Origin of the sequence: Herbaspirillum lusitanum, assembly GCF_046025995.1 — a bacterium.
GTDB classification, from domain to species: domain Bacteria; phylum Pseudomonadota; class Gammaproteobacteria; order Burkholderiales; family Burkholderiaceae_D; genus Herbaspirillum; species Herbaspirillum lusitanum_A.
On the sequence record NZ_JAQQFM010000004.1, the window covers coordinates 550,034 to 575,438 of the forward strand.

General features: G+C 61.4%; 20 protein-coding genes and 1 pseudogene. 6 read left to right on the plus strand and 15 right to left on the minus strand.

What is annotated here, in order from left to right; all coding sequences use genetic code 11:
- Window positions 1-60: 60 nt before the first annotated feature.
- Entirely contained in the window at window positions 61-816 is a 756-nt protein-coding gene (locus tag PQR62_RS11055) for a DeoR/GlpR family DNA-binding transcription regulator (protein WP_408157779.1), read from the minus strand.
- An 84-nt stretch (window positions 817-900) separates the two neighbouring features.
- On the opposite strand from PQR62_RS11055, the pseudogene PQR62_RS11060 reads away from it, so the two are divergent.
- A pseudogene (locus PQR62_RS11060) lies at window positions 901-1,467 on the plus strand (NUDIX domain-containing protein); the annotation flags it as partial.
- A gap of 423 nt (window positions 1,468-1,890) precedes the next feature.
- A complete protein-coding gene (locus PQR62_RS11065) occupies window positions 1,891-2,265 on the plus strand; it encodes a hypothetical protein (protein WP_408157781.1) in 375 nt (124 codons plus the stop codon).
- Here PQR62_RS11065 and PQR62_RS11070 read toward each other — a convergent pair.
- The 6 genes from PQR62_RS11070 to PQR62_RS11095 all read right to left on the minus strand — a co-directional run bounded on the left by PQR62_RS11070 (window position 2,246) and on the right by PQR62_RS11095 (window position 9,465).
- Complete coding sequence (locus PQR62_RS11070) at window positions 2,246-3,250, minus strand: transketolase family protein (RefSeq protein WP_408157783.1); 1,005 nt, start codon at window positions 3,248-3,250, stop codon at window positions 2,246-2,248. The genes PQR62_RS11065 and PQR62_RS11070 overlap by 20 nt on opposite strands.
- A complete protein-coding gene (locus PQR62_RS11075) occupies window positions 3,247-4,092 on the minus strand; it encodes a transketolase (RefSeq protein ID WP_408157785.1) in 846 nt (281 codons plus the stop codon). The genes PQR62_RS11070 and PQR62_RS11075 overlap by 4 nt, the downstream gene beginning before the upstream one ends.
- 43 nt (window positions 4,093-4,135) lie before the next feature.
- On the minus strand, window positions 4,136-5,992 hold the full coding sequence (locus PQR62_RS11080; protein ID WP_408157787.1) for a TRAP transporter large permease: 1,857 nt from the start codon (window positions 5,990-5,992) through the stop codon (window positions 4,136-4,138).
- Complete coding sequence (locus PQR62_RS11085) at window positions 5,989-7,026, minus strand: TRAP transporter substrate-binding protein (protein ID WP_408157788.1); 1,038 nt, start codon at window positions 7,024-7,026, stop codon at window positions 5,989-5,991. Before PQR62_RS11085 ends, PQR62_RS11080 begins: the two co-directional genes overlap by 4 nt.
- 99 nt (window positions 7,027-7,125) lie before the next feature.
- Entirely contained in the window at window positions 7,126-7,875 is a 750-nt protein-coding gene (locus tag PQR62_RS11090; RefSeq protein ID WP_408157790.1) for an SDR family NAD(P)-dependent oxidoreductase, read from the minus strand.
- 291 nt (window positions 7,876-8,166) lie between these two features.
- Window positions 8,167-9,465: a glycerate kinase type-2 family protein gene (locus tag PQR62_RS11095; RefSeq protein WP_408157792.1), complete on the minus strand. Its 1,299-nt coding sequence runs from the start codon at window positions 9,463-9,465 to the stop codon at window positions 8,167-8,169.
- Window positions 9,466-9,629: 164 nt separating this feature from the next.
- Here PQR62_RS11095 and PQR62_RS11100 point away from each other — a divergent pair, with 164 nt between their 5' ends.
- The 3 genes from PQR62_RS11100 (at window position 9,630) to PQR62_RS11110 (ending at window position 13,607) form a co-directional block, all read left to right on the plus strand.
- Window positions 9,630-10,514, plus strand: a complete 885-nt coding sequence (locus tag PQR62_RS11100) for a LysR substrate-binding domain-containing protein (protein ID WP_408157794.1) — start codon at window positions 9,630-9,632, stop codon at window positions 10,512-10,514.
- Between the two features lie 139 nt (window positions 10,515-10,653).
- Window positions 10,654-12,657 carry a transketolase gene (gene tkt, locus PQR62_RS11105; RefSeq protein ID WP_408157796.1) on the plus strand — a complete coding sequence of 668 codons (2,004 nt, stop codon included), beginning with the start codon at window positions 10,654-10,656 and terminating at the stop codon, window positions 12,655-12,657.
- Window positions 12,654-13,607 (plus strand): D-2-hydroxyacid dehydrogenase, encoded by a 954-nt coding sequence (locus PQR62_RS11110; protein WP_408157798.1) that lies wholly within the window; start codon window positions 12,654-12,656, stop codon window positions 13,605-13,607. The genes tkt and PQR62_RS11110 overlap by 4 nt, the downstream gene beginning before the upstream one ends.
- 129 nt (window positions 13,608-13,736) lie before the next feature.
- Here PQR62_RS11110 and PQR62_RS11115 read toward each other — a convergent pair whose 3' ends face one another.
- The 6 genes from PQR62_RS11115 to PQR62_RS11140 all read right to left on the minus strand — a co-directional run bounded on the left by PQR62_RS11115 (window position 13,737) and on the right by PQR62_RS11140 (window position 22,497).
- Window positions 13,737-14,501, minus strand: a complete 765-nt coding sequence (locus PQR62_RS11115; protein WP_408157800.1) for an enoyl-CoA hydratase — start codon at window positions 14,499-14,501, stop codon at window positions 13,737-13,739.
- A gap of 157 nt (window positions 14,502-14,658) precedes the next feature.
- Window positions 14,659-15,855: an acetyl-CoA C-acyltransferase gene (locus tag PQR62_RS11120; RefSeq protein ID WP_408157802.1), complete on the minus strand. Its 1,197-nt coding sequence runs from the start codon at window positions 15,853-15,855 to the stop codon at window positions 14,659-14,661.
- 170 nt (window positions 15,856-16,025) lie between these two features.
- A complete protein-coding gene (locus PQR62_RS11125; RefSeq protein ID WP_408157804.1) occupies window positions 16,026-18,413 on the minus strand; it encodes a 3-hydroxyacyl-CoA dehydrogenase/enoyl-CoA hydratase family protein in 2,388 nt (795 codons plus the stop codon).
- 272 nt (window positions 18,414-18,685) lie between these two features.
- Window positions 18,686-20,476, minus strand: a complete 1,791-nt coding sequence (locus tag PQR62_RS11130) for an acyl-CoA dehydrogenase C-terminal domain-containing protein (protein ID WP_408157806.1) — start codon at window positions 20,474-20,476, stop codon at window positions 18,686-18,688.
- Window positions 20,477-20,591: 115 nt separating this feature from the next.
- Window positions 20,592-21,293 carry a TetR/AcrR family transcriptional regulator gene (locus PQR62_RS11135; RefSeq protein ID WP_408157808.1) on the minus strand — a complete coding sequence of 234 codons (702 nt, stop codon included), beginning with the start codon at window positions 21,291-21,293 and terminating at the stop codon, window positions 20,592-20,594.
- Window positions 21,294-21,579: 286 nt separating this feature from the next.
- Entirely contained in the window at window positions 21,580-22,497 is a 918-nt protein-coding gene (locus PQR62_RS11140; protein WP_408157810.1) for a LysR family transcriptional regulator, read from the minus strand.
- A gap of 263 nt (window positions 22,498-22,760) precedes the next feature.
- Between PQR62_RS11140 and PQR62_RS11145 the strand changes: the two genes are divergently transcribed.
- Window positions 22,761-23,510 (plus strand): SDR family NAD(P)-dependent oxidoreductase, encoded by a 750-nt coding sequence (locus PQR62_RS11145; RefSeq protein ID WP_408157812.1) that lies wholly within the window; start codon window positions 22,761-22,763, stop codon window positions 23,508-23,510.
- Window positions 23,511-23,539: 29 nt separating this feature from the next.
- Here the strand turns inward: PQR62_RS11145 and PQR62_RS11150 are convergent, their stop codons facing one another.
- Window positions 23,540-23,914: an RNA-binding S4 domain-containing protein gene (locus tag PQR62_RS11150; protein WP_408157814.1), complete on the minus strand. Its 375-nt coding sequence runs from the start codon at window positions 23,912-23,914 to the stop codon at window positions 23,540-23,542.
- Window positions 23,915-24,089: 175 nt separating this feature from the next.
- Window positions 24,090-25,265, minus strand: coding sequence for an acetyl-CoA C-acetyltransferase (locus PQR62_RS11155; RefSeq protein WP_408157816.1), 1,176 nt, complete (start codon window positions 25,263-25,265; stop codon window positions 24,090-24,092).
- Window positions 25,266-25,405: the final 140 nt, after the last annotated feature.

Here is a 25,405-nt window from a genome sequence, read left to right on the forward strand (position 1 = left end):
GATGCACACATGCATGGATGAAAAGGCACTGAGTCATTGGCAACAGCGCCGTCCGTTGGCTCAGGCCAGCGTCAGCGCAATGCCCATGTCGAGATAGGGCTGCATCAACTCCGGCGAGGTCGTGGCCGGTAACACAATGCCGCTGATCTCGGACATGCCGACGATCCGGTAAGGCGACGCCGTCGCCAGTTTTTCCGAAGAAGCCAATACGATGGTGTCGGCCGCCGCCTGGCACATTGCGCGCTTCACACCTGCCTCTTCGAAATCCCCTGTCGCAAGCCCGGCTTCCGGATGGACGCTGGTCACCCCCATGAAATAAGTATCTGCACGGATCTGCGCGATGGCCTCCAGCGTGGCGGCCCCGACATTGACGATAGAGTGCCGGAATAGCCGGCCGCCCAGCATGATCACCTCGATTTCCGGATGCGCCATCAGCTCCATCGCAATCGACGGACTGTGGGTAACAACCGTCGCGCGCAACTGGCGCGGCAGTGCGCGTATCAGCTGGGTGCAGGTCGTGCCGCCGTCGACGAATACCACCTGCCCCGGCTGCACCATCGCGGCGGCTGCGCGGCCGATGGCAGCCTTGTCGTCCGGCGTTATCTGCTGGCGCGCGGCGAAATCCGCAAGCGCCGGGCTGGTCGGCAATGCTCCGCCATGGACCCGCTGCAACAGGCCTTCTTTGGCCAGCTCCCGCAAATCGCGCCGGATCGTATCTTCGGACACGCCTAGCTCAACGCTCATTTGCGTCGCGACAATCCGTCCATCGCGACGCAGTACATCCATCAATTCTCGTTTCCGTTGGCTTGTGAGCATGTTTTCATGCCTCCTTCATTTTTTCTTGACCATGCATCATATTGCACGATAGTTTACACAAAATCACTTTCAAAGAGATATATCATGCAAGATCGTGTAAAAATAAAAGATGTGCAATTGCTATCCGATGACTGGGGCACGCTCAAGAAGACCAGGTATGCGCTGCGCAGAAGCGATGGCATCTGGGACGAACAGACGCGCGAAACCTATGATCGCGGTAACGGCGCAACGCTGCTGCTGTACAACCGGAAGCAGGGTACGGTGGTGTTGACGCGGCAGTTCCGCTTGCCGGCCTATGTCAATGGCCACGATGGATTCCTGATGGAGACGGCGGCCGGCTTGTTGGACGGCGCCGAACCGGAACAGCGCATTCGCGCAGAAGTGGAAGAAGAAACCGGCTATCGGGTCGGCGTTGTGCGCCGTCTGTGGGACGTCTTCATGAGCCCGGGGAGTGTGACCGAACGCCTGCATTTTTTCGTCGCCGAATATGAACCGGACCATCGCGTGGGCAAAGGCGGCGGCCTGGTCGAAGAAGGCGAGGACCTGGAAGTGCTGGAACTCGGCATCGAGGAAGCACTGGCAATGATCGGCACCGGCATCGTCGACGGCAAGACCATCATCTTGCTGCAATATGCACAGCGGCACCTGTTCGCGCCACGCAGCATGATGATCCTGATTGCCGGGCCCTATCGATCGGGTACGGATGGCGCCCCCGGCCGCATCGCGCATAACGTCGCCGTCATGGAGGCCTGCGTGCTGCCCTTGTATCAGGCCGGCCACCTTCCGGTACTGGGTGAATGGCTGGCATTGCCGACGGCACGTCTGGCCGGCTCGACACGTGCCGGCGATGCCGTATTCGATGCAGTGTTTCACCCGCATGCGCTGCGCCTGCTTGAACGTTGCGATGCCGTGCTGCGCATTGGCGGCGCCTCCGCTGGCGCCGACCTGATGGTGAAACAAGCCCTGCAGGCCGGCAAGCAGGTCTTCGAAAGTCTGGATCAGATACCACACGCATGAAGCGCGGGCAGTCGTCGAGCGGCCGCGATGTCCTTCAGTCTGCTTGCGGCAGAGCCCATGGAAGACGCAGAACGATTCAGAGCAGATGTGCTTTTGAAAATTGCCGCGCCACGTCAAAGGCCGCAGGAGCAAGGAGTGACGGGTTTCGCCTCGGCGTTAGGCCCGCAAAGCGACAGCGAGGAGAGACCTGATCATGAGCTTGGTCACAAAGCGCTCGGCGAATTGAAGCCAAGTGGCACGACAAATGAGATTGCTACCTTTCTTGCCATAGAGAGGGAGACTTTATTGGATGCTTTTCCTGCAGCAGGAGCCGCTCAGCAAAAATCCGCTCGTCGCACCCGGCATCAGAAAAATAGCGGGCGACCTGTTTCCCAGGCTGCCCGCCAAAGCATTTGCACGCTCTCCCGAAAATTTATTTCAACCACTCCTTGATGCGTTTGCTCAGCATTTCGCAACTGATGCCATAACGGTCGTGCAGCGTGGGTAACGCGCCGGCATCAAGGAATGCGTCAGGCAGGCCGGCCATCTCGAAGCCCGCCGGATGCACGCGATGACGCATCAGAGTGGTGGCCACGATCTCGCCCAGGCCGCCGATCACCGAATGGTTTTCGGCCACGACGACCAGACGGTTTTTACGCTTGACCTGCTCAAGCACCGTGGCTTCGTCGAAGGGCTTGATGGTCGGGCAATGCAATACGCCGACACTGACATTGTCCGCTTCGAGCGCCTTTGCCACTTCCAGCGCGCGCATGGTCATGAAGCCGCTGGAGATGATCAGCACGTCGTTGCCGTCGCGCAGTTCCTTGGCTTTGCCCAATTCAAACGTGTAGTCGTATTCGTCCAGCACCAGCGGTACATTGCCGCGCGCCAGGCGCATGTAGACCGGGCCCTGGTGCGCAGCGATCTGCGGCACGGCCTGTTCCAGATCCAGCGCGTCGCATGGATCGACGATGGTCATGCCGGGAATCGCGCGCATCATCGCGAGATCTTCCGTTGCCTGGTGACTGGGGCCATAGCCGGTGGTCAGGCCGGGCAGCGCGCAGCAGATTTTCACATTCAGATTTTCTTCGGCGATGACCTGGTGAATGAAATCGTAGGCGCGGCGCGTGGCGAAGACTGCATAAGTCGTGGCGAACGGCACCAGACCTTCCTTGGCCATGCCGCCGGCGGCGGCCATCAGCAACTGCTCGGCCATGCCCATCTGGAAGAAACGTTCCGGATAGGCTTTCTGGAACAGGTGCAGGTCGGTGTACTTTGCCAGATCGGCGGTCAGGCCGACGATCTCCGGCCGACCGGCGGCGTATTCGACCAGCGCCTTGCCGAAGGGAGCGGCCTGGACGCGCTGCCCTTCGCCGGCGATCGAGGCGATCATGGCCGAAGTGGTGAGACGCGGCTTTTTTTCGGCTACGGTATTCATGCTTGGCTTCCTTCTTGATGAGACTGGTCGAGGATGGACAGTGCCTGTTGCCACTCCGGCGGATCGACACGGATGAAGTGATTCTTCTCGCGCTCTTCCAGGAAAGGGACGCCCTTGCCCATCAGCGTATCGAACAGGATGACGCGCGGTTTCGGCTCAGCCAGCTGGCGCGCCGTATCGAAGGCCTTGATCACCGCCGGCAGATCGTTGCCGTCGACACGTTGTACATGCCAGCCGAATGCCGCCCATTTGTCTGCCAGCGGCTCGAAGCCCATGATCTTCGACGATGGGCCGTCGGCTTGCTGGTTGTTGATGTCGATCAGACAGATCAGATTGCCGAGCTGGTGATGGGCCGCCCCCATGGCGGCTTCCCAGGTGGCGCCTTCGTCGAGCTCGCCGTCCGACATGGAGTTGTAGATGAAGGCGGCATTGTTCTGGTAACGCAGCGCCAGCGCCATGCCGACCGCAATCGCGAGTCCCTGGCCCAGCGAGCCGCCCGATATTTCCATGCCGGGCGTGTAAGTCGCCATGCCGGACATGGGCAGGCGGCTGTCGTCGCTGCCGTAGCTCTCCAGTTCTGCTTCCGGCACGATGCCGGCTTCGATCAGGGCGGCGTAGAGCGCGATCGCATAGTGTCCGTGCGACAGCAGGAAACGGTCGCGGCCATGCCATTCCGGCTCGCCGGGGCGTAGCTTCATGGCGTGCTTGTAGGCCACTGCAAGCACGTCGGCCCAGCCCAGCGCTTGACCGATGTAACCCTGCCCCTGCACTTCGCCCATGCGCAAGGCGAAGCGGCGGATCCGATATGCGCTGCTGCGCAGATTTGCCAGATTGTCAGACATGAAAATTCCTTCGCGGATGAAGACTTGATAAATACGGGATGGATCAGAGGAAGCCGATGGAGAACCAGGGCACGAAGGCCACGATCAAGAGGCCCACGACCAGCGCGCCGAGATAGGGCCAGATGCGTTTGACGGCGACGTCCGGATGTACGCGGCCGATGGTGCAGGCGGCGTAATAGCCCAGTCCGAATGGCGGTGCAAACAGGCCGACGCCCATCGACAGGATGATCACCATCGCGTAATGCACTTCGTGGACGCCGATGGCCTTGGCCACCGGGAACAGCAGCGGCGCGAACAGCACCATGGCAGGAATGCCTTCCAGGACACTGCCCAGCACCACGAAGGCGGCGATCGACACCAGCAGGAAGCCGTACTTGCCTCCGGGGACACCGGTCATCGCTTCGGCCAGGCTGTGCGAGAAGCCGGATTGCGTCAGCGCCCATGACATGCCGGTGGCGGTACCGATGATGAACAGGATAGCGCCGGACAAGGCCGCAGTGTCCACCAGCATCGGATACAGGCGTTTCCAGTCGAACTGGCGATAGACCAGCAAGCCGGCCACCACCGCGTAGACGATGCCGATGGTCGATACTTCGGTGGCGGTCGCCACGCCTTCAACCACGGCGGTGCGGATCAGCATCGGCAGCAGCAGCGCCGGCAAGGCGATCACCAGCGTGCGCATCACCACTTTGCCCGGAGCGCGCTTGAAGCCTTCTGTGATCTCGGCGCTGCGCCAGCGCGCCAGGATCGCCAGCAGCGCAGCCAGCACGATGCCGGGCATGATGCCGCCGGTGAACAGGGCGGCGATGGACACCCCGGCCACCGAGCCTATCGTGATCAGCACCAGCGAGGGCGGAATCGTTTCGGCCATCGCGCCCGAAGCGGCCAGCAGCGAAATGAGTTCGCCCTCGTGATTGCCGCGGCGCTTCATCTCCGGCAACAGCACCGGCGCCACGGCCGCCATGTCGGCGGTCTTGGCGCCGGAAATTCCCGACACCAGCAGCATCGCGCCCAGCAGCACGTAGTTCAGGCCGCCCCGCACGTGACCCAGCAAGGAAGCCAGGAAATCCACCATGGCCTTGGCCATGCCGGTCATCTCCACCAGATGGCCGAGCAAGATGAACAACGGCACCGCCAGCAGGATCAGCGAACTCATGCCTTCGTCGAAGCGCCCGGCCACCACGGCGAGCGGACTGGTGGTCACGGTCAGCATGAATGCCACCGTCGCCAGGCCGAAGCAAAAGGCAATCGGAATGCCAAGCAAGACCGACACGCCCAGCACCAGTCCGAAGAAAATCACGAGATTCCAGTTGCCCACGCTTTGCAGCCAGCCTGAGCCCAGATACATCGCACCGGCAATCACAGCGATGGTGACGGCCACGCCGATGAAATCGACCAGCCGCTGGCGCGAGATGCGCAGCAGGCTGATGGCGATCATCAGTGCCGCTCCCGTTGCCACTGCGGCCGCACGCACCGTGTTGGGCCAGCCCAGTGCAGGTGTCTGCACGAACATTTCGTCTTCTGCGTATTCCCACATCGGCACTATCAGGATCAGCAGCATGAGGCAAGGCGCGATGATGGCCAGGGCTTCGGCCCAGGCCTTGCCGCGCTCGCTCATGAAGCCGACCAGCACCGTAGTGCGCATATGGGTGCCGCGCCGCAGCGCCACTGCAGCGCCCAGGTTGGCCAGCCACAGAAACAGGATGGAAGCCAGTTCATCGGCCCAGGGAATCGGGCTGTTGAACACAAAGCGCATCACTACGCCGGCCAGCAGCACTGCGACTTCGCCCACCACCAGCGCGGCGGCGGGGATCTCGATGGCGTGGCCCAGCCAGTGCTCCAGGCGCGCCGGCAGCGAGCTGTCGGCGACAGCAGGCTGCTCGAGCGAGAGCGCGCTCATCCCAGGCTCCCTACGCTGTTTTGCAGTAGCTTCCAGGCTTCATCACCGAACTTGGCGCGCATGTCCTTGTAGAAGTTGGCCTTCGCCAGGGTTTCCTTGAAGGAGTCTTTGTCCGGTTCGACGATTTGCAAGCCTTTGCTGGCCAGATCGTTGCGGGCGAAGCCGGAGAAGGCTGCGATATCGGCGCGCTCATCGCTGGCCGCCTTATCCAGTTCACGGCGGACGATTTCCTGGATGTCTTTGGGCAGGCGCTCGAAGGCGCGGCGGTTGCCGAGGATCCAATAGGCATCCCATACATGATTGGACATCGTGCAGAACTTCTGGACTTCATACAGGCGCGCGGTGCTGATGATGGCCAGCGGGTTTTCCTGACCTTCCACCAGCCTGGTCTGCAGCGAGGAGTACACCTCATTGAAATTGATCGGCGTCGGGCTGGCGCCGAGAGCGGTAAACAAAGACGTCAGCATCGGCGCTGCCGGAACCCGCAGCTTGAGACCCTTCACATCGGCCGCGTTCTTGATCGGCTTGGTGGACGTGGTGATCTGACGGAAACCGTTATCCCAGGGCTTGGACATGGTCAGCAGACCGACCTTTTCAATCTGCGCGCGCACATAGGCGCCCAGTTGCCCGTCCATCGCCGACCAGACCGCCGGGTAGTCGTGAAATGCGAAACCGGTATTGACGATGCCGGCGGCCGGCACCAGCGTCGACAGCACGGTATTGGCCTGGTTGAAAAATTCGACGCCGCCGTTACGGATCTGCGACATCAGATCGGTATCGGAGCCCAACTGGTTGGCCGGAAACAATTTGATTTCCATGCGACCGCCGGTCGCCTCGCGGATACGATCGATCGCCTGCTGTGCGCGCTTGTTGACGGGGTGCGAAGGGTCCTGCCCGGTCGCGAACTTGTAGGTGAATTCAGCGGCATTGGCCGGACGCGTCATGATGGAAAACAGTGGCAGCGCCGCTCCGGCTGCGCCGACTTTCAACAGCTGGCGACGGGTGATACCTTTCCTGGCATTTTCGTTGGTCATGTCTTGTCTCCTGTTATTTTCTGATGGGATGAACCCGGGGCCGGCCGGCGCACTGCACTTGCGCATCGCGCGATGCAGCTTGCGGCCGGTGGCAGCGGTTTAGTGAATCAACATGCCGCCGTTCACATCGAGCGTGATGCCGGTGCAGTATTGAGAGAGATCACTGGCCAGAAAAACGCAGACGCCTGCCACATCGTCCGGGCCGCCGAGACGCCCCAGGGGAATGGTCTCGGCAATTTCCGCCTTCTTTTCGGCGCTCAGAATGTTCTTGTTGATGTCGGTCGAGATCAGGCCCGGCGTGACGCAATTGACGCGTATGCCTTCCGCGCCGAATTCACGGGCCATGGCGCGGGCCAGACCCAGCACGCCTGCCTTGGCCGCCGAATAGTGCGGGCCACCCAGAATGCCGCCGCCGCGCTGCGCCGACACGGAAGAGATGCAGACGATGGCGCCGCTCCTCTGCTTGCGCATCGCAGGCAAGGCCGCCTGCGACATGTACAAGGTGCCGCGCAGGCTCACATCGAGAATGCGGTCGTAGTCCTTGCCGGTAATGTCGAGAAATTTCACCGGCTGGGTAATGCCGGCGTTGTTGACCAGGATGTCGATGCGGCCGAATTTTTCCAGCACGGCGGCAGCCGCGGCGTCGCAAGAGGATTTGTCTGTGACGTCCGCGACCAGTCCCAGATGACCTTCGCCAAGACGCGCGGCAGCCGCTGCCGGATCGGCTTGTGTCAGATCAAGAATCACCACGCGGGCGCCTTGCGACGCCATCATGCGTGCAGTTGAAAATCCGAGTCCGTTGATACCTGCACCGCCAGTGATGACGGCGACTTTGTCCTTGAGCAGCATGAAATAGTTCTCCAGTGAGTTGGCGTTCGAGTCAGGAACACTGGAGACAATGCGGGCGAGTGCGGGCCATTGTGCGCTGCAACGGCTCTTTGACGGCCGCTCACATCTGTCTCCTTATTGTTCTGGCGCTGATGTTCAACCTTTCCGGACCCGACGACAAGTGAAGGTTTGTCATGGAAAAGTGATGAACCATCATCTGCCCGCGCGTGCTGTAAACGGCCGTGGCAGAGCGCCGTTTTCAAGCATTGCCGCCGCTCGGAAAATGAAGTCAGCAGCATCAGGACGGCGCCGTCACAAGATCAGAATGGCGCGGAAATCGTTGACGTTGGTGTAGGTCGGTCCGGTCACGCACAGATCGTCTATCGCCTGGAAGAAGCTGTATGAATCATTGCGTGCGACATGGTCCGGCAATGTGCATCCGACGACACTGGCGCGCGCCAGCGTATCCGGCGTGACGAAGGCGCCGGCGTTGTCTTCGACGCCGTCTATGCCATCGGTGTCCGCCGCCAGCGCCCATATATCCGGGTGCGCCTGCAACGCCCCGGCCAAGCCAAGGCAGAATTCACCGGCGCGGCCGCCTTTGCCCTGCGGCATGCCCGGCATGCGCGGCCGTATGGTCACGGTCGTTTCGCCGCCCGACAGCAGCACGCAAGGCCGGCTCAGAGGCGTTCCGCCGCGGGCGATGTAGCGCGCCAAAGCCGCATGCACCTTGCCGACCTCGCGCGATTCACCCTCGATTTCATCCGACAAAATATGCGCCTCGACGCCTGCTGCGCGTGCCGTCGCGGCGGCCGCCTCAAGCGAGCGTTGCGGCGTGGCGATCAGGTGGGCTTCGTTTGACATGAAGCAGGCATCGGCGGACTTCGGCGTCTCAAGCGCACCCGCTTCGAGCGCAGCGATGAGCGGCGCCGGCACTGCGATGCCGTAACGACGAATGATGTCCAGAGCATCCGCGCATGTGCTGTCATCGGCGACCGTGGGCCCGCTGGCGATGACCGACACATCGTCGCCCGGCACATCGCTGATGGCCAGCGTAATGAGCGGCGCCGGTGCGCAGGCAAGCGCAAGCCGTCCCCCCTTGATGCGCGACAGGTGCTTGCGCAGACAATTCATCTCGCCGATGCCGGCGCCGCTGTCGAGCAGCTGCTGATTGATTGTCTGCTTTTGCGCCAGCGTCAGTCCTTCGGCCGGCAAGGTCAGTAAAGCCGATCCGCCTCCGGAGATCAGGCAGATCACCAGATCGTCTTCAGTCAGATCGCGCACCAGCGCCAGCATCCGCTGCGATGCCGCCAGACCGGCAGCGTCGGGCACCGGATGCGCTGCCTCGACCACTTCGATGCGCACGTCGCGCGCATCCGGGCGCGCAGGCGTATGCCCATAGCGGGTCACCACCAGTCCTTCCAATGGCGCAGTGGCCGGCCATAGCGCCTCAAACGCGTGCGCCATGGCAGCGCTGGCTTTGCCCGCGCCGACCACAATGGTGCGCCCCTTGGGCGGTCTGGGCATGAATCCTGACAACACGTCCGCGGCCTGGGCGTAACTGACGGCGCTGTCGAACAGCATTTTCAAAAAGGATTTCGGGTCGTCCATGATGCTCGGCAAGAAGTTGGGGGAAGAGAAATACGTGGGATCATTGATGTGCAAAGCGAATTTTGCTGCTATTGCAAATGAGGGGGCAAACGATAAAATCTCAGCAATACTTCGAGCCAGCGCATGTTGCAGCGCATTAGAAAAGAACAATACGTCGAGACGCCATGATTCCCCCGTTGACCTCCCTGATGGCTTTCGAAGCCATCGCCCGTCGCAAGAGTTTCAATCTGGCGGCGGCAGAACTTCACCTCACGCCCTCGGCCATCAGCCACCAGGTCGCGCGTCTTGAAAAATTGCTCGGTCTGCGCCTGTTTGAGCGTTCCACCAAGGGCGTGGAGCTGACGCCAGCCGGTCAGTCTTACCTCAAGCGCGTGGCGGGGGCTCTGGGAGCGATCAATTCTGCAACCGACGATCTCCGGCACGGCGTGGAAAATTCCCTGCATATCCATTCCAGCCCAAGCTTCGCCAGTTTGTGGCTGATGCCCAGAATCGGCCGCTTCACGCAAATGCATCCGGATATCTCACTGGGCCTGTCCGCTTCGCCGGAGGTCTCCGATTTTGAGATCGGCCAGGTCGATCTCGATATCCGTTGCGGGGTGCCGCACTGGCCGGACCTGGAAATCGAACCGGTCCTGACGGAGCGCATCATTCCGATGGCCAGCCCCGATTTCCTGGCAAAACACCGCATCGACGGTCCTGCCGATCTGGTTCAGGCGCCCTTGATCCAGTCGCGCGGAAGTCTGCTGCAATGGCCCGAATGGTTCGCCAGATATGCGCCGGAGATGCGTCCGGAGCGCATCGCATTGAGATTCGATCGCGCCATGATGAGCATCGAGGCCGCGGTGCAAGGTTTGGGCGTTGTTTTTGAGAGCGACGCTTTCGGGGCCGATCACCTTAAAGCCGGTCGTCTCCGCCCGGTCTTCAGAACCGGCATGACGCTGGACATCACCCAGCATTTCGCCGTGTGCCCGGCACGCAATAAGTCGCGCCCGGAGGTCATCTGCTTTCTGCACTGGCTACGCGAAGAGAGCAGCCGGCCCGCCGGTTAGCAGCGGCTAGATGACGGGGATTCAGTCATCCCTGAATTTTCATCGCTTGCCTCCGGAGGGACCCTCGAAAAGAATGAAGGTCCTTTAAGAAAAAACGGAGACAAGCGCTCGGGCCGGATGGCCCGGTCGCGTCATTGCCATGACCGAACACAAACTGCAGCCCTTGGCGCATGCCATTCGCTTCCTGTCGATCGATGCCATCGTTCGCGCGACGGAAGGTCATCAAGGTGTCCCCCTGGGCATGGCGGAGATTGCTACCGCCCTCTACGCCGGACATCTCAGATTCAATCCCGATGAGCCTACCTGGTGGGATCGCGACCGGATTGTGCTGTCGAACGGACACGGCTCCATGCTCCTGTATTCGTTGTTGTACCTGACCGGCTACCAACACATCACGCTCGACCAGATCAAGGGCTTCCGCGAATTCGGATCGCATTGCGCCGGCCACCCGGAATACGATCCCGAGCTGGGTATCGAAGTGACCACCGGGCCGTTGGGGCAAGGCATCGCCAATGCCTTTGGCATGGCCGTGGCCGAGGCCTATCTGAATGCGCGTTTCGGCGATGGCCTGGTCAACCATCGCACCTACGCTTTTGTCGGCGACGGCTGTCTGCAGGAAGGTATCGGCCAGGAAATGATTTCCCTGGCCGGACATCTGAGGCTGTCCAAACTGACGCTGCTGTGGGACGACAATCAGATCACCGATGACGGCAAGACCGAACTCTCGATTACTGAAAACGTCGCTGAACGTTTTCGCGTGGCCGGATGGAATGTGATCGAAGTGGACGGCCACGATATCGATGCGGTCAGCCAGGCGCTCAATGCCGTGCAGACCGCAGACAGGCCGTCGATGATCGCCTGCCGCACCATCATCGGTCGTGGCATTCCGCGCGTGCAGGGTCAACGCGGCGGACACAGCGCGCGCCTGTTCGACGAGGACGCGAAGGCCGCACGGGAATTGTTGAAGTGGCCGCACGGCGAGTTCGACGTGCCGGCGGAAATCCTCTCGCCCTGGCGCGAATTCGGCCGGCGCAACAATTCGGCCTGCAGCGACTGGAAACAGCGGGTCGCAGCACTGCCCGCGGCGGACAAGGCTGAATTCGAACGCGTCATGCGCGGCGAGCTGCCGGCCGGCTGGCAGGACGTGCTGCAAGCGTTCAAGCGAGACGCTTTGAAGCCGGAACATGCACAGGGCGGCATTCTGATCTCGGCGGCGATCAATAAACTGCTGTCGGACATCATTCCCGAACGCATGGTCGGATGCGCCGACCTGGAAGCGCCGACCGCGCACAAGGGCCCGCTGGCAGCGTTCACCGCCGCCAATCGCGGCGGCGCCTATGTCCATTGCGGCGTGCGCGAACATCTGATGGGCGCCATGGCCAACGGCATGGCCGCGCATGGCGGCGTCATCCCGCTCAGCGTGACCTATCTTGCGTTCTCGGACTATGAACGGCCGGCCATGCGCATGGCTGCGCTCATGGGCTTGCCGGTGAAATATGTCTTCAGCCACGACTCCATCGGCATCGGCAAGAACGGGCCAACGCATCAGCCGGTCGAAATTCTGGCGTCGCTGCGCGCGATGCCCAACATGCTGGTGATGCGTCCGGCTGACGCGACCGAGGCGGTCGAATGCTGGGAAGTCGCGATGCAGCACCAGTCCGGTCCCGTCAGCATGGTCTTTGCGCGCCAGATGCTCGCTCCGGTACGCGAAGTCTTCAGCGAGGACAACCTCAGTGCCAGAGGCGGCTATGTACTGCGCGAGGCACAGTGCGGTCAACGCCAGGTCACGCTGCTGGCAACCGGCTCCGAGGTCGTCATCGCCAAAGAGGCGCGTGAGAAGCTGGAGGCGCAAGGTATTGCGACAGCGGTCGTTTCGCTGCCTTGCTGGGAGTTGTTCGATGCGCAGGACGCGTCATACAAAGAGACCGTGCTCGGCAGCGATGTGGTGCGCGTGGGCGTCGAAGCTGCCGTGCGCTTCGGCTGGGATCAATATCTGGGCAGCCGCGGCGGCTTCATCGGGATGCCGGGCTTCGGAGCGCCAGGCCCGGCCGACGTTTTGTACCGCCACTTCAATATCACCTCCGAGGCCGTCGTGCTTGAAGCGACGCGGCTCCTCGCGACAACCGGAATTCACTCAGCATGAAAATCGTATTTCTCGACCGCGCCACGCTGCCGCCGCAAACCAGTCTGCGCCAACCGTACTTCGATCATCAGCTTGAGGTGTACGACCACACCTTGCCGGAAGAAGTCGCCGCGCGCATTGCCGATGCCGACATTGTGGTTCTCAACAAATCGCGCCTGAGCGCGCAGGCCATTGCAGGCGCCGCCAGACTCAAGATGGTTGCCGTCGCAGCCACCGGCACCGACAACGTTGACATTGCCGTTTGCCGCTCGCGCGGCATCGTCGTCAGCAATATTCGCAACTATGCGATCCATACGGTGCCCGAACACACGTTCGCGCTGATCTTCGCACTGCGCCGCAGCATCACGGCCTACCAGCATGCAGTTCGCCAGGGCCGCTGGCAGGAGTCCGGTCAATTCTGCTTTTTCGACTATCCCATCAAGGATCTGGCCGGTTCGACGCTGGGCGTGATCGGCGACGGCGTACTGGGCCAGGCAGTGGCAAGCATGGGTCGCGCGCTGGGGATGAACGTGCTGTTCGCCGCCTACAAGGGGCGTGAGGACATGGGGCCGCTCTATACCCGCTTCGATGAGGTGTTAAGCCGCTCGGACATTCTGAGCCTGCACTGCCCCTTGACGGCGGACACCAAGGGCATGATCGGTGCCGCCGAGTTTGAAAAAATGACGCGCCGGCCCTTGCTGATCAATACCGCGCGCGGTGGCCTGGTTGACGAGGCAGCCCTCGGCCCGGCGCTGGATGCCGGCCAAATCAGCGGGGCCGGTTTCGACGTGGTGAGCGTCGAGCCGCCTCCGGGCGATCATCCCTTTATTGGATTGCTGGAGCGGCCGAATTTCCTGCTGACGCCTCATGTCGCCTGGGCCAGCGATGAAGCAACGCAAGGGCTTGCGGATCAGCTGATAGACAATATCGAGGCGTACGTCAAAGGAAAGCCGGTCAATCTCGTCGGCTAGATTTTCACGACAAAATGAAAACCGCTCAGGGATTGCACGGCCCCATGGAGAGCCGCCCCGGGCCTTGGTCCCATGGCAAAAATTTCAAGGTCTCTTTCACCTTGCGTTACTCAAGCCGAACCAGGCCGATCAGGAAAACCGGCTGAAATCCGGTTTGCGCTTTTCGAAGAAGGCGGTGAAGGCTTCCTTGGCTTCCGGCGCCGTCAGCATGGCGGCGAAGTGTTCGATCTCGGCCGTCATCTGCGCTTCGGTGGCGCTGACGCGATTCTTCTTCATCAATTGCTTGGTGACGCGGATGGAGCTGGCCGGCAAGGCAGCCAGTTTGGCGGCCTGCTTCTGGGCGAAGAACAGCAATTCATCGGCCGGCAGGATGCGATTGACCAGGCCCATGTCGCGCGCTTCTTCGACGTTGAAGGCTTCGCCCAGCAACAGCTTTTCGGCGGCGCGCTGGTAGCCGGACAACTCCGGCAGCAGCATGGAGGAAGCGGCTTCCGGGCACAAACCCAGCTGCGTGAACGGCATCGAGAATCTGGCATTGTCGGCCGCATACACCAGATCGCAATGCAAGAGCATGGTGGTGCCGATGCCAACCGCGACGCCCGACACTGCTGCAACAATCGGCTTGGCGGCATGGCTGATCTGCCACAGGAACTGGAATACCGGCGCGTCCTTGCTGTTGGGCGGATTCTTGAGAAAATCCTCCAGATCGTTGCCGGCACTGAAGGCTTGCGGCTTGCCGGTGAACAGGATGACGCGCACCGCGTCGTCGCTCTGCGCGTCTTTCAATGCATCGGCCAGTTGCTGATACATGGCGGCGGTGAGTGCGTTCTTCTTGCTTTCGCGGTCGAATGCGATGCTCAGGATGCCGTTCTCTTTGCTGATCTGGATGTCCATAGGTCTCCGATGTCTCTCATGTAAAAAAGCCGCACGGCGTGAGCAGTGCGGCTTTGTTTTTTTATCGATGTGCCGCAAACCCGTTCATGATCTGTAGCGGGAAGCTAGCAGCGGGTGACGCCCGCTCGCGGCCTCGCAGCAAGATCATGAGCGGTTTTTACATGCGCTCGAAAATGCCGGCCGCGCCCATGCCGGTACCGACGCACATGGTCACCATGCCGTACTTCAGATTCTTGCGGCGCAGTGCGTGGATGGTGGTCGCGGCGCGGATGGCGCCGGTTGCCCCCAGCGGATGGCCGAGTGCGATCGCGCCGCCCATGGGATTGACCTTGGACGGATCCAGGCCGAGATCATTGATCACTGCCAGCGCCTGAGCGGCGAAGGCTTCGTTCAGTTCGATCCAGTCCATCTGATCCTGCGTCAGACCGGCCGCGCGCAAGGCGGCGGGAATCGCTTCCTTGGGACCGATGCCCATGATTTCCGGCGGCACGCCGCGCACGGCGAAGGACACAAAACGGGCCAGCGGCGTCAGGTTGAATTGCTTGAGAATTTTTTCGCTGACGATGATCAGCGCACCGGCGCCGTCCGAAGTTTGTGAGCTATTGCCGGCGGTGACGCTGCCCTTGGCGGCGAACACCGGCTTGAGCTTGGTCAGCGCGGCGAGGCTGGAATCGGCGCGCGGGCCTTCATCCAGATTGACGGTGCGGGTCTTGATATCGATCTGGCCGGTGGCCAGATTCGGGAAGCGCTCGATGATCTCGAACGGCGTGATTTCATCGTTGAATTCGCCGGCCTGCTGCGCAGCAATCGCCTTCTGATGCGACGCCAGCGCGAACTCGTCCTGCGCTTCGCGCGAAACCTTCCACTGCGCCGCGACCTTCTCGGCGGTCAGCCCCATGCCATAGGCCATGCCGACGTTTTCATCCTTAAAGGCGTCGATGTTAATTGATGGATGGAAACCCATCATCGGCACCATCGACATCGACTCGGCGCCGGCCGCGATCATCACATCGGCTTCGCCGACGCGGATGCGATCCGCCGCCATCGCCACCGCGGTGATGCCCGAAGCGCAATAGCGGTTGATGGTGACGCCGCCTATGGTATTCGGCAGGCCGGCCAGCAGCACAGCATTACGCGCCATGTTCAGGCCTTGCGCGCCTTCCGGAAATGAACAGCCGACGATGGCGTCCTCGATCAGTTTCGGATCAAGCCCCGGCACCTGCGCCAGCGCCGACTGCATGGCGCGCACCAGCAGATCATCCGGACGCGTGTTCTTGAACATCCCGCGCGGCGCCTTGCCGATCGGAGTGCGGGTAGCGGCGACGATGTATGCGTCTTGCAATTGTTTGCTCATTCTGTTGCTCCTGTATTAGGGCTTGCTTCTTTTGTCTGTCTCTTCAGGTATTCGTTAAGGAGTGAGGAAGCGTAGCGAGCGGGCCGAGGTCAGTGTGAGAAGCGCAGCCGTACGAAGGTACGGTGAGCATCGCAGCGCTGGCATCGGTTCGCGCAGTAGCTTCATCACCCTTAATTGCGCACTGGTTTGCCGGTCTGCATCATGCCCATGATGCGTTCCTGCGTTTTGGGATGATTCAGCAGTTCCATGAACGCTTTGCGCTCCAGATCGAGCAGCCATTGTTCGTTGACCACGCTGCCTTCTTCCACCAGACCGCCGCTGACGATTTCCGCGATCATCTGGCCCAGCTTGAAATCGTGCGCCGAGATGAAACCGCCGTCGCGCATGTTGACCAGCTGCGCCATGATGGTGGCGACGCCGTTGCGGCCGATGACCGGCACTTGCGGCGGCAGCGGCGCGCGATAGCCGGCGTCGAACAGCGCGCGCGCTTCGACCTTGGCCACATGCAGCAATTCGTAAGGATTGAAGACGATCACGTCGTCGTCCTTGAGGTAGCCCAGCTTCTTCGCTTCCAGCGCCGACTTCGACACATTGGCAGTGGCCGCCGCCAGCATGTATTCCTTCAGGAATTGCAGGATGTCGTTGCCCTTGGCTTCCTTGGCGGCCCGCACCGCCGCTTCCTTCAGACCGCCGCCGGCCGGGATCAGGCCGACGCCGACTTCCACCAGACCGATATAGGACTCGATCGAGGCCACCCGCTTGCTGGCGTGCAACAGCAATTCGCAGCCGCCGCCCAGCGCCATGCCGGCCACCGCGGCGATCACCGGCACGTTGGCGTACTTCAGACGCTGATGCGCCTGCTGCAACTGATGCACCACCGGTTCGATGGCCTTGACGCCGCCCGACATGAACAGCGGCAGCATCGACTGCAGATCGGCGCCGGCCGAGAAGGCGCCGCCTTCAGCCGCATCCGCATGCCACAGCACCAGACCCTTGAAATTCTTTTCGGCTTCGTCGAGGGCCTTGTTCATGCCGTCGATCACGCCCTGGCCGATCACATGCATCTTGGTCTTGAAGGACAGGATCAGCACGTCGTCGTTCTGATGCCAGATGCGGACCGATTCGTCTTCGAAGAAGGTGGTGCCGGCGGTCTTGCCGTCGGCCACGCCTTCGCCCACCAGCGGTGCACGGAAAGCCTGGCGCTGATACACCGGCAACTCGGAGCGGGCAACGTTGGCCTTCTTCGACGGCGAGTACGAACCTTGCGCGCTGTGCACGCCTTCACGGCCGTCGAACACCCAGGCCGGCAGCGGTGCGTTCGAGAGTGCCTTGCCGGCGTCGATATCTTCCTTGACCCAGGTGGCGATCTGCTGCCAGCCTGCGGCCTGCCATGTTTCGAAGGGGCCGACGCTCCAGCCGAAGCCCCAGCGCATCGCGAAGTCGAGATCGCGCGCATTGTCGGCGACGGTTTCCAGATGCACGGCGATGTAGTGGAAGGCGTCACGGAAAATCGCCCACAGGAACTGGCCTTGCGGATTGGTCGAATCGTGCAGCGCCTTCATGCGCTTGACCGGATCCTTTTCTTTCAGGATGCGGCCGATGATTTCGTCGGCCTTGCCGCCGCCCGGGACGTAATCGCCCTTGGCCGGATCGATGCGCAGAATGTCCTTGCCGACCTTCTTGTAGAAGCCGGCGCCGCTCTTCTGGCCCAGCGCGCCCTGCTCGACCAGCTTGGCCAGCAAGGGCGGCGTCGCATACGAGGAGAAGAAAGGATCGTCCTTGAGATTGTCCTGCATGGTCTTGATGACGTGGCCCATGGTGTCCAGACCGACCACGTCCGCGGTGCGGAAGGTGCCGGACTTGGCGCGACCCAGCTTGGCGCCGGTCAGGTCATCCACGACGTCGACCGACAGACCGTATTTTTCAGCTTCGATCACGGTCGCCAGAATGCCGAACACGCCGACGCGGTTGGCCACGAAGTTGGGGGTGTCGAAAGCGCGCACCACGCCCTTGCCCAGCGTGGTGGTCAGGAAGGCTTCCAGCTTGTTCAGGATGTCCGGATGGGTGGTGGCGGTCGGGATCAGCTCGACCAGATGCATGTAGCGCGGCGGGTTGAAGAAGTGCACGCCGCAGAAACGCGCTTTCAGTTCGGCGTCGAAACCCTCCGACAGTGCGGTGATCGACAGGCCTGAGGTGTTGGAGGCGAAGATGGCGTTCGGCGCAATGTGCGGCGCAACCTTCTTGTACAGATCATGCTTCCAGTCCATGCGCTCGGCGATGGCTTCGATGATCAGGTCGCAGCCTTGCAGCAGGTCCAGATTGTCTTCGTAATTGGCGACCTGGATCAGTGCCGCGTCGTCCTTGTTGGCCAGCGGCGCCGGGCTGAGCTTTTTGAGATTGTCGATGGCGCGCTGGACGATGCCGTTCTTCGGGCCTTCCTTGGCGGGCAGATCGAACAGGATGACCGGAACGCGGGCGTTGATGCAGTGGGCGGCGATTTGCGCCCCCATCACGCCGGCACCGAGCACAGCCACTTTTTTGACGATGAAATTGGACACGCAAGTCTCCTTCTATAGGCAAAGCAAAATCGAAAAATTTGGATGCAGCGCGACAGTCAGACAGCGAAACGACACTCTACGCTTTATTGATGCCCGACGGCGCTTTTTGCCGGCCGGCAAGCATGTCCGCCGGCGCTGATCGCCTGGGATGCTGCGCCCAGGCTGATATATAACTTGTGGTCATGACTGGCCGGTGACGCCGGCCCGACTACGAATGCGGCCGGCCTCGCCGGTTCCCGATGCAGATCGGGGCCGGCGAGCTATTCTGCAGATCAGAACAATTCAGCATCCAGCGCCATCAGACTGGCCGAGCCGGAACGCGCCTGACGGATCAGCATCGCGGTTTCCGGCAGCAGACGCGCGAAATAGAAACGCGCGGTGGCCAGCTTGGCAGTGTAGAAGCTATCGCCGGAGCCTTGTTTTTCCAGCGCGATCTTGGCCATGCGTGCAAACAGATAGGCGTAGACCAGATGGCCGACCACACGCAGGTAAGGCACGGCGGCGGCGCCGGCTTCATCCTGATTGGCGAAGGACTTCATGCCGATTTCCATGGTCAGCTTGGTGACCTTGTCGCCGATGTCGGCCAGCGGCGAGATGAATTCGGACAGCGCTTCATCGGTGCCGTTGTCTTCGACGAAGGCCTGGATCAGGGCGCCGAATTTCTTCAGCTTGGCGCCGTTGTCCATCAGAATCTTGCGGCCCAGCAGGTCCAGCGACTGGATGGTGTTGGTGCCTTCGTAGATCATGTTGATGCGGGCATCGCGCACGTATTGCTCCATGCCCCATTCGGCGATGTAGCCGTGGCCGCCGTAGACCTGCAGGCATTCGGAAGTGGAGATCCAGGCGTTGTCGGTGATGAAGGCCTTGACCACCGGCGTCAGCAGCGCCACCAGATCGGCCGAGTCCTTGCGCACCTGCTCGTCCGGATGAGTCAGCTCCTTGTCCAGCTCCAGCGCGACGTAGGAACAGAAGGCGCGGCCGCCTTCGGCATAGGCCTTGGCGGTGAGCAGCATGCGGCGCACGTCGGGGTGGACGATGATAGGATCGGCCGGCTTGTCGGCGGCCTTGATGCCGGACAGGCTGCGCATCTGCAGACGGTCCTTGGCGTACACCAGCGCATTCTGATAGGCCACTTCGGTCAGACCCAGGCCTTGCATGCCGACGCCCAGACGCGCTGCGTTCATGAACACGAACATGGCCTGCAGACCCTTGTGCGGTCCGCCGATCAGCCAGCCGGTGGCGCCGTCCAGATTCATCTGGCAGGTGGCGTTGCCGTGGATGCCCATCTTTTCTTCGATGGCGCCGCAGAAAATCGGATTGCGCACGCCCAGAGAACCATCCGCGTTCGGCATGAACTTCGGTACGATGAACAGCGAAATGCCCTTGGAGCCCTGCGGCGCATCCGGCAGACGCGCCAGCACCAGGTGCACGATGTTGTCGGACATGTCGTGATCGCCGGCCGAGATGAAAATCTTGTTGCCGGTGATCTTGTAGGAGCCGTCGGCTTGCGGCTCGGCCTTCGAGCGCAGCAGGCCGAGGTCGGTGCCGCAATGCGATTCGGTCAGGCACATGGTGCCGGTCCATTCGCCGGAAATCAGCTTGGGCAGATACAGCGCCTTCTGCTCATCGGAACCGTGCGCGTGGATGCATTCGTAAGCGCCGTGCGACAGGCCGGGATACATGGTCCAGGCCTGGTTCGACGAGTTCAGCATTTCGTAGAAGGAATTGTTCATCACCAGCGGCAAGCCCTGACCGCCGTATTCGGCATCACAGGCCAGCGCCGGCCAGCCCGCTTCGATGTATTGCTTGTAGGCTTCCTTGAAACCCTTGGGCGGCGTGACGCTCTTGGTTTCACGATCGTAGTGGCAGCCTTCGCGGTCGCCCGAATGATTCAGCGGGAACAGCACTTGCGATGTAAATTTTCCGCCCTCTTCCAGTACCTGGTCGATCAGCTCGCGATTGGTGTCGGCGTGCGGCGGCAGGTCTTTCAGTACGTCTTCGACTTGCAGCAGTTCGTGCAGCACGAATTGCATGTCGCGAAGCGGGGCATTGTATTGGGGCATGTTGTGTCTCCGGCTGGGCTGGGTGAATCAGAACGAAAATCAGGGCTGAACATCGTTGCGCAGCGATCAGAACGACGATGCGCAAGCACATTCAAACTGCGTTTTAAGCTTTGCTTCAGGCTGCTTTCTTGGCAGCGCTTTTTGAATTCTTGGCGGCCTTGTCGGCGGCGGCTTCTTCTTGCAATGGCGAACTGCGATAGCTTTCGATCAGACGGTCGAAGCTGGCCTGCGCGCGCTCCACACTGCCCGGAATATTCAGGAAGCGAGCGTCATGATGCAAAGCCAGGATCAGACCGTAAATCTCGTAGACCATCTGGCCGACATCGATGTCGCTGCGCAGATGCTGCAGCTCCATGGCCTGCTTGATGCTGCGCTCCAGCGCATTGCGCCAGGCCTGCACCATCGCCACCAGATGATCGCGGATCGCGCCCGGGCGGTCGTCGTACTCCACGGCGCCGCTGATGTAGATACAGCCCAGCGCGATTTCAACCGTGACCAGTTTCACCCAGCGCGAGAACATGCTGTGCAGACGCGGCAGACCGCGCGCTTCCTTGATGCTGGGATAGAACACTTCCTGCTCGAAACGGGTGTGATACAGGCGCACCACCTCGATCTGCAGATCCTCGCGCGAGCCGAAGTGGGCGAACACGCCGGACTTGCTCATCTTCATCTTTTCGGCGAGCAGCCCGATCGTCAGGCCTTCCATGCCATCGCGGCTGGCCAGTTCGAGCGCCACATCAAGAATCGCGGCGCGCGTCTGTTCGCCCTTGCGCAGAAATTTGGGACGGCTACCCGTCGCAGTGCTTGTCTCTATCATCGTTATCTCTTTGGCGTCGGCTTTTTGAAGCTATGTGCTCTGAGGCACAATCGCAAACTTTATGTTGCATCAACATTATGCGAGGTTGATGCAGCAGTTTGTCGAGAAGTCCCGAGAATTATATTCGAACGATCGTACTATTATTCATCCGCACTTAAATGTCAAACAAAAAACTGAGTGAGGCGCAAAGGAATATTAGTTTTTATGCGGAAGCTGTTCGCGGCATTTCCAGGGAGAAAATCTGTCGCAATCCTGCACAGCGAATCCGCAACAGCAACTCTTCGGCTCAGCGCCGACGGGCCATTTCACCCTGCACAGGAAAACTCTCGGCCAGCCAATCGATGAATACGCGCAGCCGGTTGCTGAGATGACGATTGGGCGGATAGACCACGTAGAAGGGATAAGGCGGCGGCTGCCATTCGCGCAAGATTTCCTGCAGCTGCCCTGTCGCCAGCGCCGCCCGCGCAGCGTAGGCAAAGGTCTGGATGATGCCGAGTCCGGCCAGGCCGGCGGCCAGATGTGCGTTGCTCTCATTGACGCCGATCCTGTGCGCCACCGCGATTTCGCTGGGCTCGCCATCGCGTTCAAAGCGTAAAGGCATAGCGCGACCGTTCTGCGCCGACAGATAGCTGACGATGCGATGACCGTTCTTCAGTTCGGCCGGATACGCCGGCACCCCGAATTGCTTCAGATACCCGGGCGTGGCGCAGGTCACCATCGCCGCGTGGCCGATGGCGCGCGCCACCAGCGACTGCTCGCTCAACACGCCGCCGCGGATCACGCAATCGACCTTGTCGCTGATCAGATCGACCGCCCGGTCGCTGACGCCGAGATCGATGCGGATGTCCGGATAACGCGCCATGAAATCCGGCAATGCCGGAATCAGAACCGCGCTGGCGGTGGAAGAACCGATGTCGATGCGCAGATGGCCGCGCGGATTCGACTGCGCGGCATTGAAGCTGCCGTCGATGTCCTCCAGATCCTTGAGCAGCCGCCCGGCCTTGCCGTAATAGGCGGCGCCCTCGGCCGTCACCGATACCCGGCGCGTGGTCCGCTGCAGCAGCTTGACGCCCAGATGCTGCTCAAGCTGCTGGATCAGCTTGCTGAGCGTGGCGTTCGGCATGTTGAGCGAATCGGCGGCATGCGTGAAGGTGCCGGCCTCCACCACCCGCGCAAATGCGCGCATTGCCAACAGTTGATCCATGTCTTTGCTCCCGTTTTCCTGTTCCGTGCTGCGACTGTGCCGGCGCCCTCGAGCCGGAGGCGGGCGGATCAGACCTCCCCCGCAACGCCAGATTATCCACATACATGAATAATGTATTAAATATTAGCCACTTTATTCAATAATCGGGCGCCCGTACAGTAGCTCCCATGCCAACACGAAAGCACGGCCGGCCAGGATCAGAGCAAGGCCGCTGCGGCATGAAGCTTTTCCACCACTCAACATCATCTGTTACGGAGCACATCATGAATCAGCAACTCGCAGGAAAAATCGCATTGATCACCGGCGCCACCAGCGGCATCGGCCTGGCCTCGGCCCAGGAATTTGCAGCGCAGGGCGCACGCGTGTTCATCACCGGACGGCGTCAGGCCGAACTCGATGCGGCCGTTGCCGCCATCGGCAAGAACGCCACCGGCATCCGCGCCGATGTCTCCAGGCTCGATCAGCTCGACGCCGTCTACGCGCAGATTGCCGCCAGCGCCGGCCATCTGGATGTGGTGTTCGCCAATGCCGGCGGCGGCGACATGATGCCGCTGGGCGCGATCACCGAAGCCCATTTCGACAGCATCTTCGACACCAATGTGCGCGGCACGCTGTTCACCGTGCAAAAGGCCCTGCCGCTGCTGAGAGACGGCGGCGCCATTATCCTGACCTCATCGACCACCTCGATTCAAGGCACGGCCAACTTCAGCGTCTACAGCGCGAGCAAGGCAGCGGTGCGCAACTTTGCCCGTTCCTGGCTGCTGGATCTGAAGGAGCGCGCCATCCGCGTCAATGTGATCAGCCCCGGCCCGATCCGCACGCCAGGTCTTGGCGGTCTGGTGCCGGACGAACATCGTCAGGGCTTGTTCGATCACCTGTCGTCGCTGGTGCCCATGGGACGGCTGGGCGAAGCCTCGGAAATCGGCAAGGCAGCCGCCTTCCTGGCCTCGGATGCAGCCAGCTTCGTCAATGGCGTGGAATTGTTCGTGGACGGCGGTAGCGCCCAGATCTGAGGCTGCAGCCAGCAACGCCGGCGCCGGCCTCAGGAAGAGGAGCGATCCAGCAAACGGCGGTCGCGCTTGGTCGGCCGCCCCTTGAGTTCGGCGGCCGGTTCATGGAACAGGCGATGGCGCTCGGCGGCCTCGATGCGCTTGCGCACGCTGTCTTCGGTCTCGCCGTATAGCGCCTGCGCAATCGCCGCCGAAGCGCGCTTGTCGGCGATGCCCTTGATCAGCACTTCCCACACGGTCGAACCATTGTCGATATCGAGCCGGTCGCCGATCCTGACGCTGTGCGACGGCTTGGTGCGCTCGCCATTGAGCCGCACCTTACCGTGCTCCACGGCGTCGGTGGCCAGCGAGCGCGTCTTGAAGAAGCGTGCGGCCCAGAGCCATTTGTCGATTCGGGTGGTGTCCAATTGAGGGAAAGCGTCGTGAATTAATAAAGTGAACTGCAAATTCTAAAGCAGCGCACGAAGTCCTGCTGCGGGCCTGATCTGCAAAGCCGAAGCTGCAGCCGCAGCAGATCAGGCGGCAAAAGAAAACGCCGGCAATGGCCGGCGTTCCTTATGCTACTGAAGACTCAGGCTGGCATCAGCGCTCAATCGCCAGCGCCACACCCATGCCGCCGCCGATACAAAGGCTGGCCAGCCCCTTCTTGGCATCGCGGCGGATCATTTCGTGCAGCAGCGTGACCAGCACGCGGCAGCCGGATGCGCCGATCGGGTGACCGATGGCGATCGCGCCGCCGTTGACGTTGATCTTGCTGGTGTCCCAGCCCATCTGCTTGTTGACCGCGATGGCCTGCGCTGCGAAGGCTTCGTTGATTTCCATCAGGTCCAGATCCTGCGCCGTCCAGCCGGCCTTCTTCAGGGTCAGCTGCGAGGCCGGCACCGGGCCCATGCCCATGATGCTCGGATCGAGACCGGCCGAGGAATACGACTTGATCCTGGCCAGCACCGGCAAGCCGAGCTCGGCCGCCAGCTTGGCGGAAGTGACGATCACCGCAGCCGCGCCGTCATTGATGCCGGATGCATTGCCGGCGGTGACGGTGCCGTTCTTGTCGAAGGCCGGACGCAAGGTGCCCAGCGCTTCGGCAGTCACGCCCGGCTTGATGAATTCGTCGGTGTCGAACAGCACGGTTTCTTTCTTGACCTTGATTTCGATCGGCAGAATTTCGTCCTTGAACTTGCCGGCCTTCTGCGCGGCTTCCGCCTTGTTCTGCGAAGCGGCGGCGAATTCGTCCTGCTCCTGACGCGAGATGTCGAATTTCTTGGCGACATTCTCGGCGGTAATGCCCATGTGATATTGGTTGTAGACGTCCCACAGGCCGTCGACGATCATGGTGTCGGTCAGCTTGGCGTCGCCCATGCGGAAGCCGTCGCGCGAATTGTTCAGCACGTGCGGCGAAGCGCTCATGTTTTCCTGGCCGCCGGCGATGACGATCTGGGCGTCGCCGCACTTGATCGCCTGCGCCGCCAGATGAATCGCCTTGAGGCCGCTGCCGCAGACTTTGCCGACCACGAAAGCCGGCACCATGTCGGGCAGACCGGAACGGATCGCAGCCTGGCGCGCCGGATTCTGGCCGACGCCTGCGGTCAGCACCTGACCGAGGATGACTTCGCTGATGAGCTCCGGCTTGATGCCCGTCTTCGCCAGCAAACCCTTGATTACCTGTGCGCCGAGATCGGACGCGGCGATTTTCGACAATGAACCGCCGAATTTACCGACCGCTGTTCGTTGGGCTGCGACAATGACGACATCATCCATTTTCTTGCTCCTCTTTGTTGAAATAGCCGAAAGCTGATGCAGCTCGCCCGCATCACTTCCGTTGAAACAGGGACGACCATCTTAGTCCATTTCAACCGCGAAGGCGATACGGTGATATTTCTGTATCAGAGTGTCATGAT